Source organism: Shewanella sp. 1311, assembly GCF_059338235.1.
Genome location: NZ_CM181686.1, coordinates 2,450,217 through 2,465,179 on the forward strand (window position 1 = coordinate 2,450,217; position 14,963 = coordinate 2,465,179).

Here is a 14,963-nt window from a genome sequence, read left to right on the forward strand (position 1 = left end):
ATGAACCAAGATACTTTACACCGCTACTTGTTCGACAATGCCGATGTGCGTGGTGAACTGGTGCAGTTACAAGACAGCTATCAACAAGTGATCAGCGCCCAAGAATATCCAGCCGTACTGCAAGTATTACTGGGTGAATTAATGGCTGCCACCTCACTATTAACGGCGACATTGAAATTTAGCGGCGATATCAGCGTACAGTTACAGGGCAATGGTCCTGTTTCTTTAGCGGTGATCAACGGTAACAATCTACAAGAGCTACGCGGCGTGGCTCGCTGGAATGCAGAACTCGCCGATGATGCCAGCCTTACCGATCTTTTCGGTCAGGGCTATATGGTCATCACCTTAACACCCGACGAAGGTGAACGCTACCAAGGTGTGGTCGCACTCGACAAGCCAACGCTAGCGGCCTGTGTTGAAGAATACTTCAATCAATCTGAACAGTTACCAACAGGCATTTGGTTATTTGCCGACGGCAAACAAGCGGCGGGCATGTTCCTACAAATTCTGCCAAGCAAAGAAGATCATAACCCAGACTTCGAACACTTGAGCCAACTGACGTCGACGATCAAGGCCGAAGAGCTGTTCACACTCGACGCTGAAAGCGTGTTACATCGCCTATATCATCAGGAAGAAGTGCGCCTATTCGATCCTATCGATGTGAGCTTTAAGTGTACTTGCTCCCATGAACGCAGTGCCGGCGCGATCAAGACCTTAGATCAAGCGGAAATCGAAGCCATTCTCGCCGAAGACGGTAAGATCGAAATGGGCTGTGAGTATTGCCACGCAAAATACATTTTTGATGCCATAGACGTAGCCGCATTATTTGCGAACGGTCAGACGTCAACGACCCAGCAATAATCGGTTAACCGGATCATCAAAGCTAAACAATATGGGCGCCCGATTCGGCGCCCATTTTTTATTCATCCCCACAATCCCCTCACACATTGCACTCGGCTTAGGCTACAATCGCCTCACTTTGTTACCTAGCAAAGCTTAGGTGATAAATAAAATAAAATCGGCAGACGATCGATAACAAAATAACCTTACAAATCAAATGGAGACCTCACTATGGCGGATGGATTAAACCGCGTTCACTTTAACCCCTCAACAGCACAACTTGTCGAATTTGCCCTGCTACGCGGCGAAGGTGAATTGACAGCCAATGGCGCATTAGTCGCTAAAACAGGCGCTCGCAGTGGTCGCTCACCCGGCGATCGTTTTATCGTAAGAGAACCCAGTTCTGAAGCAGAGATTGAATGGGGCCCTGTCAATCAAGCTTTCGACCCAGGTGCTTTTGAAGGTTTATGGGCACGGGTTGAAGCTTACCTAGCCGATAAAGAACTGTTTGTCTCTGATCTCGAAGTCGGTGCCGATACTGAGCATTACCAACCAGTACGTGTCACCACGCAATACGCTTGGCACCAACTGTTCGCCCGCAACCTTTTTATCATCCCAGAAGAATTTAACCGTAAAGACAAGCCGGTGTGGCAGATCATCAATGCCCCTGACTTTGTTTGCGATCCCGCGCGTGATGGCACTAACTCAGATGCAGCGGTGATTTTAAACTTCGCCGAACGTAAAGTGCTGCTAGCTGGCCTGAAATACGCTGGTGAAATGAAGAAGTCGATGTTTTCTGTACAAAACTTCCTACTGCCAGCCCAAGGCGTGCTACCTATGCACTGCTCGGCCAACGTAGGTAAAGATGGCGACACTACGCTATTTTTCGGTTTATCTGGCACAGGTAAAACCACACTCTCTGCCGATCCAAAACGCTTCCTGATCGGTGACGATGAACACGGCTGGGCACCTGGTGGCGTATTCAATATTGAAGGCGGTTGCTACGCCAAATGTATCGATTTAAGCCAGAAGAATGAACCTGTTATTTGGGATGCGATTCGTTTCGGCACTGTGCTTGAAAACGTCGTAATGGACGAACACCGCGTACCCAACTACAAAGACAGCAGCCTGACGGAAAACACCCGCGCGGCGTATCCGCTGGAGCACATCGCCCAACGTAAAGAAGACAACTGCGGCGCCGAGCCACATGCCGTTGTGTTCTTAACCTGCGACGTATCTGGCGTATTACCACCTGTGTCTATCCTGACCAAAGAACAAGCGGCATACCACTTCTTGTCTGGCTACACCGCTAAAGTAGGTTCGACTGAAATCGGCTCAACCTCAGCGATCCAATCGACCTTCTCAACGTGCTTCGGTGCACCTTTCTTCCCACGTCCTGCTGGTGTGTACGCTGAACTGTTAATGAAGCGCATTGAGTCCTTCGGTAGCCAAGTATACTTAGTCAACACCGGCTGGACTGGCGGTCCACACGGTGTGGGTAAACGTTTTGACATCCCCACCACTCGCGCCATCGTCGATGCGATTGTCAGCGGTGAGTTGAAAGATGTGGAAACCGTCCACTTAGACACATTGAACCTCGCTGTTCCTGTGGCAGTCACTGGCGTAGACAGCAATTTACTCAACCCAATCAACACTTGGGGCGATAAAGCGCTATACGCCGAATATACCCAGAAGCTGGCCGAAGCTTTCACTAAAAACTTCGCTAAGTATCAAGTGTCTGACGCTATCCGCAACGCTGGTCCAAAGGCATAAGCGCTTAAGCATTAAGCCATAGCCTTACTTGTAAAAAAGCGCCGACCCAGCAATGAGTCGGCGCTTTTTATTGTCGTGCCAAAGGCAAATACTTAGTCTTGATGCTATTAAGATCCCACAGAGTCAATGCTGCACGACCATTTAAAGCTCAGCGACTCCCTCATTAAAGATGGATGGACGCTTAATATCTCCCAACGGCATCATTGCGACGGCAACTATATTGGTGGGCATCCGAATTAAATTTATATAGCAGATGTTGCAACAGCCCCAAAAATAACAATTCACCAATCCGGCAGCTAAAATCGCACCATTAAATAAACTTTATTCATTTTTAAGCTAATAAATTTAAGTATTCTTCATTTAACATTAACGTGATTTAGACTTTGGTTATTTTGAAACCAAGGTTGGTAATGTTTCACAATCCCCAGCTATGCAATTGTGGTACTTTAGCCGGACAAAAAAAGTGTTGGGCATTGGCTTTTAGCCTAGAGTAAGCCTTAATCACTAAGGTTTACGGCGTCTAGATTCAAATCGTCTACATGACACAAAATGCTGCGGCAACTGGGGAGTTTCGCAAGAATGAAGAGCAAGAGTTTATTAGGCAATATTGGTGTGCAAGTGGTTATTGCCATGATTATCGGCGCGCTAGTCGGTTTTATCATGGGCGAGAGTGCAAGCGTGTTTGCACCACTCGGAACCATTTTTATCCATTTAATCAAAATGCTAGTGATCCCACTAGTGTTAGTTTCTATCATCAGCGGTGCCGCGAGTTTAGGCGATAGCCCATCGGCGGGTAAGATTGGCATCGGCACTTTTGGCTTCTTTATCGTGACATCTGGCATCGCCGTGGTGCTGGCGTTGGTGATGGGAAATCTGTTTCAACCGGGCGCGGGTGTGGATTTCACAGCCCACAGCAGCTCAGATTTGATGGAAGTAACCAAGGAACACGGCGCATTGCCTGGGGTGATGGATACCTTTATCGGTATGATCCCAACCAATGTGTTCGAATCGCTGAACGGCGGTAACATCTTACAAATATTAGTCTTTAGTATCTTCTTCGGTATCGCGCTGACTAAGGTTAAAGGCGATGGTGCTAAGCCTATTTTGGCTGCACTCAACACTGTCGTCGATGCCTTTGTGTGGATGATCAACTGCGTGATGATCATTGCGCCTATTGGTGTATTTGGTTTGATGGCCGATTCCGTGGGCACCTTCGGTTTCGATGCGTTAGAAGTGGTATTTAAGTTATTCGCCGTATTTGTGGCCGCGATTCTGATTTACGGTTTTATCTTCTTCCCATTGGTGGTACAGCTCTTTTCAAGGGTGTCGGCGCGCCAGTTTATTTCGGCAATGAAGAAACCACAGGTGATGGCGTTATCGACCGCCTCGTCAATGGCGACGCTGCCGGTGAATATGGAAACCTGCGAGGAAGATCTTAAAGTCTCTAAAGCAACCACAGCCTTCGTGCTGCCGTTAGGCGCCACGATCAATATGAGCGGCAACGCGATTTATTATGGTTTAGTGGCCATGTTCTTCGCTCAAATGTATAACGTCGACCTGTCGATGACGGCCTATGCAGCCATTATCTTCACTTCGACCTTAGGCGCAATTGGTCAAGCGGGTGTGCCCGGTCCGTCTTTCTTAGTGGTGGCAGTGCTGTTAGCGGCTGGCATCCCTATCGATGGTTTACCTTTACTGTTTGCCTTAGATCGAGTGTTTGACATGATCCGCACCGCTCTTAATATCACTGGCGATGCAGCTTGTGCCTTGATCATGGATAAGTACACAGAAGTTGACGTTAAAGCGGATAGCGAGCGCAGCTTAAGCTAGCGAATACAGTCACTCAACGCTTCAAATACCGGCTTGAATAGGCACCCCTTATTCAAGCCTTTTTTATGCCTGCTGCACGGCATAACACCCCGCTTCTACACACGACTGTTCAGCCAATCCAATTCAAATATCTGAATTTAAATGTGATCTCTCCCGCGCAATCCACTAAGCTCAATTTGCTAGATTTCGCAATTCGTATTTCTTTCTGGCGCAATAGCCGCAAGTGACACGGTTTTTCTGCGATACTGACTCTACATAATGTCGCTTGGCTAACGCCCAAAGGAATTCTGCCCTATGTCTGTATTTGCCCCAGCCACACCCTTTGCCGACTTTATCTATCGTCATTTCCGTTCAGTCCACGCCTTAAAGCTCGGTTTAGCCCTGCTCGTCGCTGTCACTATTAATGCTATTTGGGCGCCGCCGCATTTTATTTGGAGCATGGTGACGATTGTTGTCATCATGATGAGTCTGCCGCAGGTCGGCGGCGCGATTGAAAAGTCACTGCAAAGAGCGATAGGCACATGTTTAGGCTCGGCTTATGGGGTGATGTTGGTTGCCACAGTCGACAGTTATTGGCTGATCATGAGCCTGCTGATCTTGGCCGTCAGTTTGATTTGTTTTATCTCGGCCGGACGCTACAGCTACGCCTATTTAGTGTCAGGATTTACCATCATAATAGTGGTCGGCGATGCAAATCACGACACCTCCGAGGCACTGTGGCGCACGGCCAATATACTTTCTGGCTGCGTGATCGCTATTTTGGTCTCGCTGTTTATTTTCCCGATCAAAGCCAAACAAGATTGGCGATCTCAACTCACTCATGCCATCGACAATATGGCCGAAGTACTAGCCCAGCATCTTAAAGCGCCCGCTAATCACGACCTCGATTTTCGCGCTAAACTCGAAGCCGCAATGAAAGCCGTACTCACCCAGAAGAAGCTGTTTTTCTCCTTAGAATGGGAAAGTAAAACCCTCAAAAAACACAAAGTACTGCTGTCGCAACTTGCTAATAAACAAGTGCGCCTAATCACCTTGCTCGAACTCTTGCCCTTAACCCGCTGGCAGGAAGAAGACAAAGACGCCTATCTGCAGATTAATGCGGTTGCCTCTGAGCTCGCCTTCTATTTACAACAGCTTGCAGAGTTTGTGGCGGGTAAAGCCCAACAATTACCGACCTTGCCAGAATGCTTAGAACAAGAGTTACAACACAGACTCCAGCTTGCGCTAGCCTCAGCCCCTATAACATCGACAATCGAGACATCAACAACCACGGCATCAACAACCGATTCAAATGCCGCCGCAACCGACGGCGAAGTCCCGCAGGGATTTGCGCTCACAGGATATAGCTGGCTTATTTATCAGCTCGCCATTGCCGTCGAAGCGCTTTACGAAGACATCGCCATTATCGAAATTGCCTATAACAAGCAGCCCGCATCGCAGATAACGTCCGGCAAAGCGGATTAGCCTGTTATGTCATTCAGGGTTTTATACCAATCGTATTAACCCACCGCCTGAATGCCAGATAAACCCTTGACCGCCCTTGCGTTAACGGGGCGTTTAATGAAAAGATACCGTCCTAATAAAAATTCGATATATGGACTCTTTTCATGCGCTTATTTTCCCTCTCCGTTATCGCCATTGCCTGCCTTTCTGCGGGCAGTCTCTACTCAGTCGATGCTGTTGCCAACGATGCAAAAACCTTGGCCAAAACAGCTCAAGCATCTACAGATTTGCCAACCTCAACGCCAGTCGCTGCGGCGCAAACCGTCACCAACAAAACGCCAGTTGAAACCCCAGTAGCAACAGCGCCACAGGATGTAAGTCCAGCTGCGAATACCCAAGCAACCGAACCCGCTGCGGCTGTCGCAACCGATGCCACCACTGTAGCACCAGAGCCCGCGCAGTTACCTGAGCGAGCCAACACCTTTGTCAACGATGCCATTTTACCGCCGAGTATCACTTGGCATGGCGCCAGCGAATCGCTCATGTTGAGTGTCGATAACGAGTGGGCGACGCCGTTTGAACAAAGTAGTGGTATTGAAAGCCCAAGCTACGAGGCCACTATCGCTTGGCTCGACAAACTTGCAGGCGAGACCAATAAATTACAAAAGGTTAGCTTAGGTAAGAGCCCACAGGGGCGCGATATTTGGATGTATATCGCCAGCAGTGAAGGTATTAATGAGTCGGCGCGCCTCAAGCAAAACACTAAGCCAACGGTTTTAGTGCAAGCAGGGATTCATGCCGGAGAAATCGACGGTAAAGATGCTGGTATGATGCTGCTACGCGACATCATTAAGGGCGATAAAAGCGCCCTGTTGGATAAAGCCAACCTCTTGTTTGTGCCTATGTTTAGTGTCGATGCCCATGAGCGCAGCGGCGAATTTAATCGCGTGAATCAACGTGGCCCAGTGAATATGGGCTGGCGCACTACCGCAAATAATCTCAACCTTAACCGCGATTATGCCAAGGCCGATACCTTAGAAATGCAGCACATGCTGCGCGCAATCAACGTGTGGCAGCCAGATTTATATATCGACGTGCATGTCACCGACGGCATCGATTACCAATACGATGTCACCTTTGGTTATAACCTTGCCCAAGGATTAAGCCCAGCCAGTTACCGCTGGCTCGAAAACAACTACAGACCCGCAGTTGAAGCGGCATTAACCGAGCAAGGCCATATTCCCGGCCCGCTGATTTTTGCCGTTGATAACGCCGATATCACCAAAGGTATGTCGCTGTGGAATCCGAGCCCGCGCTTCTCTAACGGTTATGGTGATGCGCGCCATTTACCCACTATTTTGATTGAAAACCACAGCTTAAAACCCTTTAAACAAAGAGTGCTCGGCACCTATGTGATGCTAGAGCAAACCCTCAAAACCGTGGGCGAACAGGCGACTAAACTGAAGAGTGCGATTCAGGAAGATAAATACCGCGCCTCACCGCTGATCACCCTCACGTGGAAATCGGCACCACTGGCAAAAGGTTGGGACTTTAAGGGCATAGATTACAAGCTGGAGCAGAGTCCCATCAGCGGCACTGAGGTGGTGCGCTGGAACGGTCAACCTAAGCTGTACCCAAATCTGCCTGTGCTCGCCGAGACTGTGCCCGATATTAAAGTCACTCGTCCGAGCGCTTACTATATTCCGGCGCAATGGACGCAAGTGATTGATCGCCTGAACATACATGGCATCCGCATGACGCGCCTGACCAAACCGACAGAGCTTAAATTACAGCAATACAAACTCAGTAACCCAGTATTTAACACTAAGGATTTTGAGGGCCATCAAACGGTCAAAACCGAGTCAGAGTTGACGAAAGTCAGCACTACTCTGTCCGCTGGCACCATTAAAATCAGCACAGATCAACCTCTGGGCGATCTGGCGGTTTTACTGCTGGAGCCGCAATCACCAGATTCTTTGCTGCAATGGGGTTTCTTTAATCCTATCTTCACCCGCACTGAATACATTGAAGATTATGCGGTAGAGCCACTGGCGGCCAAGATGTTGAAAGAAGATCCTAAGCTGCAGGCTGAGTTCGACAAGGCACTGACCAACGCCGAATTTGCCGCCGATCCCGAGGCACGCCTGCGCTGGTTCTATGAACGCAGCCCTTACTACGATAACCGCTACCTTAAGTATCCGGTTTACCGTAGTCGTTAATCCTCGCCAACACAAACGGCTAGGATTACGCGGGCTTACGAGCACTTATGCTATACACCAAGGGCACATTCTGCCCTTGGTGTGTTAACACATAACGACCATCGGCTTGCGCTTCGAGCCCTTCGAAACAGTTGTACGGGCTGAAATCAAATTCGTGGAAGAACTCCAACACTAAGCCCGCCTGCAATAACGCATTGATCACTTCCGATAAACTGTGTGACCAACACATTAAGGTTTGCTGATCATCACCGGCATTTTCGGTATAAGTGCCTTCCTGCTCGATGTCTGGCTCACCCCGATTAAAATAGCTATAACCATCGAACAACTGCTGCGCCGGATGAAACTCGGCCATGTAAAACTGTCCGCCGGGTTTTAAACAGTCAGCAACCGTCTGCGCCCACAGGGTTAAATCTGGCAGCCACACAATGGCACCATAGGACGTAAAAACAATATCTTGCGGCTCAACCTTGCTCGCCACACTGTAAACATCGCTACAAATAAACTCGGCGGACAATTGTGTCTGCTGCGCCAGCTTTTGTGCTTCATCAATCGCCACCTCAGACAAATCAACGCCCAGTACTTTAGCGCCCATGCGCGCCCACGACAGGGTATCTAAGCCAAAATGGCATTGCAGATGCAGCAAGCTTTTACCAGCCACATCAAGCTCGCTCAGCTCGATTTCCCTTAATGAACTATTCCCACGCAGGAAGCCCGCCACATCGTAAAAATCCGAAGTTAAATGTACCCGAGTGCGCGCATCCCAAGCCGTCTTGTTCGTCGTTAAATAATCCATCTGCATCCCTTCTTATGTTTTTTGTATTTTTTGTATGTTTGCCCGGCCAGACCTATGAGGCTCAAGCTAACTTAATAAATGAGCAATTTCACTAATCTGTGAGTAAATCCCTCATTCGGCGGACATGTCCGCACAGCCAAGCGCGGACACTTTTAGGTTAAATAATTGATTGTAAAAGAAACTTAAAATTGGCATGGGCTGTGCAATGTCTTATCCATCGCAAGACGACTCAGCGCTCACCCGAATAACGAGTGCCAGATAAACAAGGAAGCTAACATGTCACTACGCCCATTTATATTCACCCTCGCTTTTATATTGGTGTTTACCGCAGGGGTATCGCTCACTGGCTGCATTATTAATGTCAACGCTGCTGGCATGCCCGATTTAGACCACCAGCAACGCGAACTCACACTCGATAGCCAAGACTTGCAAGGCCTGATTGCTGAGACTGGCGCAGGCAGCCTCGAAATTATCGGTGTCGAAGGCCTAACCCAAATTAAACTCGTCGCCGACATCTATAGCAATAAGGACGGCAACGACGACAGCAAAGTCATTCTCACCCTTGAGAAAAAGGCCAACAAGGCCAAGCTCAAAGCCGATTTTGAACAAAGCGGTTTTAATAATTACTCGCCCTACATCGATCTAAAACTGCAAGTGCCTGCGAATTTAGCACTGGATATCGATGACGGCTCAGGTGCCATTTTGATCAGTAAGATGACAGCAGATATCAATGTCAAAGACGGTTCAGGTGAACTCATCATCAACGGCGGTAACAATGTCAGCATTGATGATGGTTCAGGGGACATTGAAGTCAGTCAAATCAACGGCAACCTCACGATTGACGATGGCTCTGGCGCAATCAAGGTGACTGATATTCGCGGCAATATCGCTATCGATGATGGTTCAGGCAACATCGAAGTCGCCAATGTGCAGAGTCCAGTGACCATCACAGATGGCTCAGGCGACATTAATGTCTTTAACACTAAGGGATTAACGATTCTTGCGGCAGGTTCTGGTGATGTGAAATTTAACAAAATCGACGGCCCAGTAAGCATGGAATAACGCGCCGTTTTACTACCCTACACCCAAAGGTTTTACCTACTTCCCGGCGTAGAGACTGATGTTGCAACGGTTCCCAGCCAAGATGTCAGTCTTCTACCCACCCTTTTAAGCGTATGCCAGACTTATGCATTTATGCCACTAACCCCTTGTAGTGGCATCTTTTTAGCTCTCGATTCTTACTTCTCCAACCACAATGCAGGCCAGTCGTTGGTAAAGTTTTACCTATTTGTCTTTTCGGAGCAAAATTTGACTATGGATGTCTCGATATACTCGTATTTATTATTCAAGCCAAAGCTAAATTATCTACCACTCATTTCTACTAGCATTTGACGTCATGATTTTTTTGACTTTCTTGAAGAAAACTGTTTGAACCTCAGATGGTTGGCCGCCTACATTTATTATTTCTGAAATTAACTCTATTGAGGATGTTCTTTGTGCCTCAGAAAAGCTCTCTAGTGAAAGTTTTAATACTTTCTCAGGTGCTTGAAAAACATCTTCTCCTGATCCTAAAAGATAAACACTTGCACCAATCAGTTGTACAGCATCTTTTTCAGACTGATTGAACGTCTTTTGAAATATAACCTTTAGTTTTTCTTTTTCTTCAATTGAAAGATCACCGTCAATTTTCGCTGCTGCAGTTGCTATCAAAGCAATTGCATCAATTGGCTTATTAAGACCATAGGCGGGATGTCCAGTTGATTGCTTTAACCATGCGCGGCGACGCTGCCAAGCCCACGGGTTAAACCAGCCTATGTCAATCCCCAATCTATCCAATGCAAAAAGCACTGTTGCTAATGCCGTTAAAAATCCAATAATAATATGCACAATAATTCCTTTATTATTCGAATGCAGAACTAAAAGACATTACTTAAGTTCGAAATATACTTCGTTTGTAATTATCCAGTAACAAGAAAAGTGGTCATAAACAGGATCATTGCAGACATCCAATCTTGAAGTTCCATTTTCCACTTTTTAGCTAAGTTTATCGAGACACCTCTTGTGAAATTTTTGATGTTGCGATAACTATTTGTGTCAATCCGGACTTTTGTAGTAAAACTATCACTTAACATCGAGATCAAATACCACACTGATAGATGCTGAAAAAACCATATTCTCCTGCAGATATTGCCCTGTCACTTGAGGTTTCCCCATACGTGAACCAGTTACCTCTATTCGCTCGATTCCATTGTTGGCACCATAACGGCCAATGCTGTCATCTGTTGAAGAACCAATGCTGTAAATTTTGCCAATAGTAGCCCCAAAAGCGTTCGCCAATAGACTTCCTCTTTCTTTAGCATCAGCAACAGCCAAGGCTCTAGCCTCATTTTTAAGCTCAGCCTCTTTCGAGGATTTCAGCTCAACGCGTGTGATTTCATCAAGTTGTACACTTAGGGCAAAATCCATAAAAGCATTTAGCTGTTCTAAGTTATTGAGGGTCACTTTTAAATTGCGACTAGCTCGGTAACCATCAAGCACACGTTTTTCATTATCACCGAAGGAATACTCGGGCGCTGTCGAGATTGAGGACGCAGAAACATTCTTCTCATCGACATTAAATTTGCCAAGGCCTAACAAAAGCTTGTTAACCCTATCATCTACATCATTTTTAGCTTCGGCACTACTCGCTTTAAGCTTTCCACCTCAAGATAGACCACTGTATATACTGAGACACCCATTGTTAAATTTTGCAACGTAACGACAGAATGCAGGCTAACAGAATACTCAGTGGTTAACGGGATTAAGCACTGACATGGAAGTGACCGTTGACGGCATGGATGCCGTCGTCGAGCCTATAGGGATATATTCACGGCGTGTCACTGGAATGACAGTGCTTAATCATTACACGTGTACACCAATGATTTAGCTCTTTTATCTCGCACTATCTATATTCAGCAGATTCAATCAATGCCAGCTTTTGACTACGGCTTAACTTTTTAACTGCGATCTCACGTCGCAGTGCATCGCCGTGACTACCAACCTGCTCTTGATACATCAGCGTTAATGGACCTTTACCGCGCAGATACTTAGCGGATTTGATGCCACCCGACTGATGCTCGCTAAAACGTCGCGATACGTTGGTGGTGACGCCTGTGTATAAATGCCCGTTGCCGCAGCGGACTAGATACAAGTACCAGAGGGATGATGACTTTATGGGTGTAGGCTTCAGAGGTGCAGGATTTAATAGTACGGGATTCAGCGAAGCTTCTGTAACTATATCTTTGGTAACGACAGCGCTAGTCACTGGGGCAAGTGTGTCTGCCCCCAGTAACTCATGTTGCTGTAAAACTTCTTTGTCAGTATTGCCTAGGCTCACGGCTGATTCGGTCACTTACGAATGACCTACTTTGCCATACCTAACAGACTCAAGAAGAAGGCATATTCTTGGGCTGTGTCTTGGTATTGGCGATAACGACCACTCTTACCACCGTGGCCGGCTTCCATATCCACGTTAAGTAACAAGACTTTATCGTCGCTCTTATACCATTGGTTTTTAACATCGCGCAGCTTAGCGACCCACTTGGCGGGTTCAAAATACTGCACCTGTGAATCATGCAAACCTGTCGTGACTAACATGTGTGGGTATTCTTGCTCGGTGACATTGTCGTAGGGCGAGTAACTCAGCATGTAATCGAAATAGGTTTTCTCGTTCGGATTGCCCCACTCGTCGTACTCATTGGTCGTCAATGGAATCGACTCGTCCAGCATAGTCGTTACCACATCAACAAACGGCACATGGGCTGCGATGGCAAAATACTTGTCCGGCGCTTGGTTAGCAATTGCGCCCATCAGCAAACCTCCTGCGCTGCCGCCAGAGGCGACGACCTTGTTTTTATCGCCATAACCTTGTGCCGTTAATGCCGTTGTTACGTCGATAAAATCATTGAAGGTGTTTTGCTTATTCAACAGCTTACCGTCGTCATACCAAGGGCGACCAAGCATTTCAGAGCCGCGCACGTGGGCGATGGCATACACAAAGCCGCGATCGAGCAGACTGATAACGGATGAAGAAAAATCGGGTTCAACTGTGTAACCGTAAGATCCATAACCGTATTGATACAGAGGGTTAGTGCCATCTTTCTTGAATTTATCTTTACGATACACCAAAGAGACAGGCACTTTCGCGCCATCACGGGCAGTAATAAACACACGTTCGGCACGATATTGGCTGGCATCGAAGCCGCCTAAGACTTGATCTTGTTTTAATAAATCCCGTCTATCTGGATTCACTAGCGAATATTCGTATACGGCTTCTGGCGTTGTCAGGCTAGAGTAGAAAATGCGTAACTTATTGCTGTCTTGCTGAGAATTAACATCTAGACCCATCACATAGGCAGGTTCATCAAAGCTCAGTTCGAAAGGCTTTTGACCATTGAACGGCATCACTTTAATTCGCGTCAGGCCATTTTCGCGAGTCTGAATAATCAGATAATCCTTGAGCACTAACTCATCTTCGATACGGGCATTGGGATTATGCGCAACCACTTCTTGCCACTTAGATTTGTCCGCCGCATCTTTGATGGCGACCTTCATCAAGCGGAAGTTAGTCGCCTGCCAGTTGGTGAGAATGTAATAAGTATCGCCCAACTTAGACACGCTATATTCGTGGCCTTCTTCCCGCGCTAACACAGGCTTGAATAAACCCAGTGGTTCGCTGGCATCGAGCACTGACACTTCGCTCGTTGTGGTGCTCTCTTGGAACAACACAATTTGCGACTCATCTAAGGTTTTGCCGAGCGAGATATAAAAAGAATCGTCTTGTTCTTCATACACTAACACGTCGCTAGATTGCTTAGTGCCTAGCTCATGGCGATACACTTGGTAGCCAAGTAAGGTCTGCAAATCTTTGGCGATATAGAACACATGTTTGTTGTCGTTCGCCCACACCACTCGACCTTCGGTGTTTTCAAGCACGTCGACGATCATGTCGCCCGAGGCCAAATCTTTAAAATAAATGTGGTATACACGGCGGCTAAGGACGTCTTCACCAAAGGCCAACATGGTTTCATCAGGGCTAACACTGGCGCCGCCTAAGCCATAAAACTCATGGCCCTTAGCTCGCTCGTTAACATCCAGCATCACTTGCTCAACGCCATCGGCGCCTTTACGGCTGATTAACGGATATTCGCCGCCTTCTTTATAACGACTGTAATAACTGTGCTGGTGCCATTGGTACGGCACGCTCGACTCATCGGCGACTAAGCGCTCAGTTAACTCTTTAAAAAGACCATCTTGCAGCGGTTTTAAGGGTTTGAAATAGGCCGCTGTGTAGCGATTCTCGGCTTCGAGATGGGCCAACACTTTAGGATCTTTGCGTTCATCGTCACGCAGCCAATAGTAATCATCGGTGCGCGTTACGCCATGCAAGGTCATCACATGGGGAATTTTTTCAGCAACTGGGGCGGGTACTTGCCCTTTTGAGGTCGAACAACCGGATAACAACATGGCAATACCTAAAGTTAGCAGCAGAGATCGCATTTATACGTCCTTGTGACGTCCATAACGACCGTCGAAAAATGCGACGGCAAATAAATTAGTATGATAGTGGTCAGGTGTGCACTAGCGCAAACATTGAACGCGAGAAGTTGCCATTCGCGGTAAATAAGAGCAACATAACCGCGTTTTTGAGCGCAAACGGCTCAAAAGCAAATTCTCAGGGCGGGGTGAAACTCCCCACCGGCGGTAAATGGGTAACGCTAAGTGATTATTTTACTGAGCATCCCCAAAGCCCGCGAGCGCCCGAAATCACTTTCGGGGTCAGCAGATCTGGTGCCTTAGATTTTGCCTAGTGCAAAACTGACTATTCCAGAGCCGACGGTAATGGACTGTTTGCTTTAATGGCGACAGTGCTGAGTCCGGATGGAAGAGAATGTAAGACAACACCTTGTGGTATTTAAGTGCAACGCGCTTATGTATTGCAGTGTTAGCCTCATGTTTTGCAATAACTTCACCCCAAGTGAAGTGATATTGCTACAGCAAAATCGAGCCATTAGGTTTGATTAGGT

At 47.3% G+C, this 14,963-nt stretch carries 11 protein-coding genes and 1 riboswitch; of the genes, 6 read left to right on the plus strand and 5 right to left on the minus strand.

Translation table 11 applies throughout. The features are described 5' to 3' along the window. From hslO to AC5YB3_RS11070, 5 genes are all read left to right on the plus strand, one after another. Positions 1 to 861: an Hsp33 family molecular chaperone HslO gene (gene hslO / locus AC5YB3_RS11050; protein ID WP_006084926.1), complete on the plus strand. Its 861-nt coding sequence runs from the start codon at positions 1 to 3 to the stop codon at positions 859 to 861. Between the two features lie 210 nt (positions 862 to 1,071). Next, a complete protein-coding gene (locus tag AC5YB3_RS11055; RefSeq protein ID WP_494527116.1) occupies positions 1,072 to 2,613 on the plus strand; it encodes a phosphoenolpyruvate carboxykinase in 1,542 nt (513 codons plus the stop codon). Positions 2,614 to 3,192: 579 nt separating this feature from the next. Continuing rightward, a complete protein-coding gene (locus AC5YB3_RS11060) occupies positions 3,193 to 4,443 on the plus strand; it encodes a dicarboxylate/amino acid:cation symporter (protein WP_011982087.1) in 1,251 nt (416 codons plus the stop codon). Between the two features lie 294 nt (positions 4,444 to 4,737). Then, a complete protein-coding gene (locus tag AC5YB3_RS11065) occupies positions 4,738 to 5,907 on the plus strand; it encodes an FUSC family protein (RefSeq protein WP_011848180.1) in 1,170 nt (389 codons plus the stop codon). Between the two features lie 143 nt (positions 5,908 to 6,050). Beyond that, complete coding sequence (locus AC5YB3_RS11070; protein WP_494527117.1) at positions 6,051 to 8,105, plus strand: M14 family metallopeptidase; 2,055 nt, start codon at positions 6,051 to 6,053, stop codon at positions 8,103 to 8,105. A 25-nt stretch (positions 8,106 to 8,130) separates the two neighbouring features. Here AC5YB3_RS11070 and AC5YB3_RS11075 read toward each other — a convergent pair whose 3' ends face one another. Further along, a complete protein-coding gene (locus AC5YB3_RS11075) occupies positions 8,131 to 8,898 on the minus strand; it encodes a class I SAM-dependent methyltransferase (RefSeq protein WP_494527118.1) in 768 nt (255 codons plus the stop codon). A 276-nt stretch (positions 8,899 to 9,174) separates the two neighbouring features. Here AC5YB3_RS11075 and AC5YB3_RS11080 point away from each other — a divergent pair, with 276 nt between their 5' ends. Further along, positions 9,175 to 9,960 carry a DUF4097 domain-containing protein gene (locus AC5YB3_RS11080; protein WP_259544521.1) on the plus strand — a complete coding sequence of 262 codons (786 nt, stop codon included), beginning with the start codon at positions 9,175 to 9,177 and terminating at the stop codon, positions 9,958 to 9,960. A 303-nt stretch (positions 9,961 to 10,263) separates the two neighbouring features. Here the strand turns inward: AC5YB3_RS11080 and AC5YB3_RS11085 are convergent, their stop codons facing one another. From AC5YB3_RS11085 to AC5YB3_RS11100, 4 genes are all read right to left on the minus strand, one after another. Next, positions 10,264 to 10,785: a hypothetical protein gene (locus AC5YB3_RS11085; protein WP_006083658.1), complete on the minus strand. Its 522-nt coding sequence runs from the start codon at positions 10,783 to 10,785 to the stop codon at positions 10,264 to 10,266. A 234-nt stretch (positions 10,786 to 11,019) separates the two neighbouring features. Continuing rightward, positions 11,020 to 11,535: an SIMPL domain-containing protein gene (locus AC5YB3_RS11090; protein WP_249269617.1), complete on the minus strand. Its 516-nt coding sequence runs from the start codon at positions 11,533 to 11,535 to the stop codon at positions 11,020 to 11,022. A gap of 304 nt (positions 11,536 to 11,839) precedes the next feature. Then, positions 11,840 to 12,289: a GIY-YIG nuclease family protein gene (locus AC5YB3_RS11095; protein WP_494527119.1), complete on the minus strand. Its 450-nt coding sequence runs from the start codon at positions 12,287 to 12,289 to the stop codon at positions 11,840 to 11,842. Between the two features lie 11 nt (positions 12,290 to 12,300). Continuing rightward, positions 12,301 to 14,436: a S9 family peptidase gene (locus AC5YB3_RS11100; RefSeq protein WP_432321037.1), complete on the minus strand. Its 2,136-nt coding sequence runs from the start codon at positions 14,434 to 14,436 to the stop codon at positions 12,301 to 12,303. Between the two features lie 167 nt (positions 14,437 to 14,603). After that, a riboswitch (FMN riboswitch) is annotated at positions 14,604 to 14,833 on the plus strand. Positions 14,834 to 14,963: the final 130 nt, after the last annotated feature.

What these genes read in the sequence shown, in the direction of transcription:
- AC5YB3_RS11075 (WP_494527118.1), bottom strand. Translation starts at nt 8,898, where the DNA reads ATGGATTATTTAACGACGAACAAGACGGCTTGGGATGCGCGCACTCGG.
- AC5YB3_RS11060 (WP_011982087.1), top strand. Translation starts at nt 3,193, where the DNA reads ATGAAGAGCAAGAGTTTATTAGGCAATATTGGTGTGCAAGTGGTTATT.
- AC5YB3_RS11080 (WP_259544521.1), top strand. Translation starts at nt 9,175, where the DNA reads ATGTCACTACGCCCATTTATATTCACCCTCGCTTTTATATTGGTGTTT.
- AC5YB3_RS11100 (WP_432321037.1), bottom strand. Translation starts at nt 14,436, where the DNA reads ATGCGATCTCTGCTGCTAACTTTAGGTATTGCCATGTTGTTATCCGGT.
- hslO (WP_006084926.1), top strand. Translation starts at nt 1, where the DNA reads ATGAACCAAGATACTTTACACCGCTACTTGTTCGACAATGCCGATGTG.
- AC5YB3_RS11065 (WP_011848180.1), top strand. Translation starts at nt 4,738, where the DNA reads ATGTCTGTATTTGCCCCAGCCACACCCTTTGCCGACTTTATCTATCGT.
- AC5YB3_RS11070 (WP_494527117.1), top strand. Translation starts at nt 6,051, where the DNA reads ATGCGCTTATTTTCCCTCTCCGTTATCGCCATTGCCTGCCTTTCTGCG.
- AC5YB3_RS11055 (WP_494527116.1), top strand. Translation starts at nt 1,072, where the DNA reads ATGGCGGATGGATTAAACCGCGTTCACTTTAACCCCTCAACAGCACAA.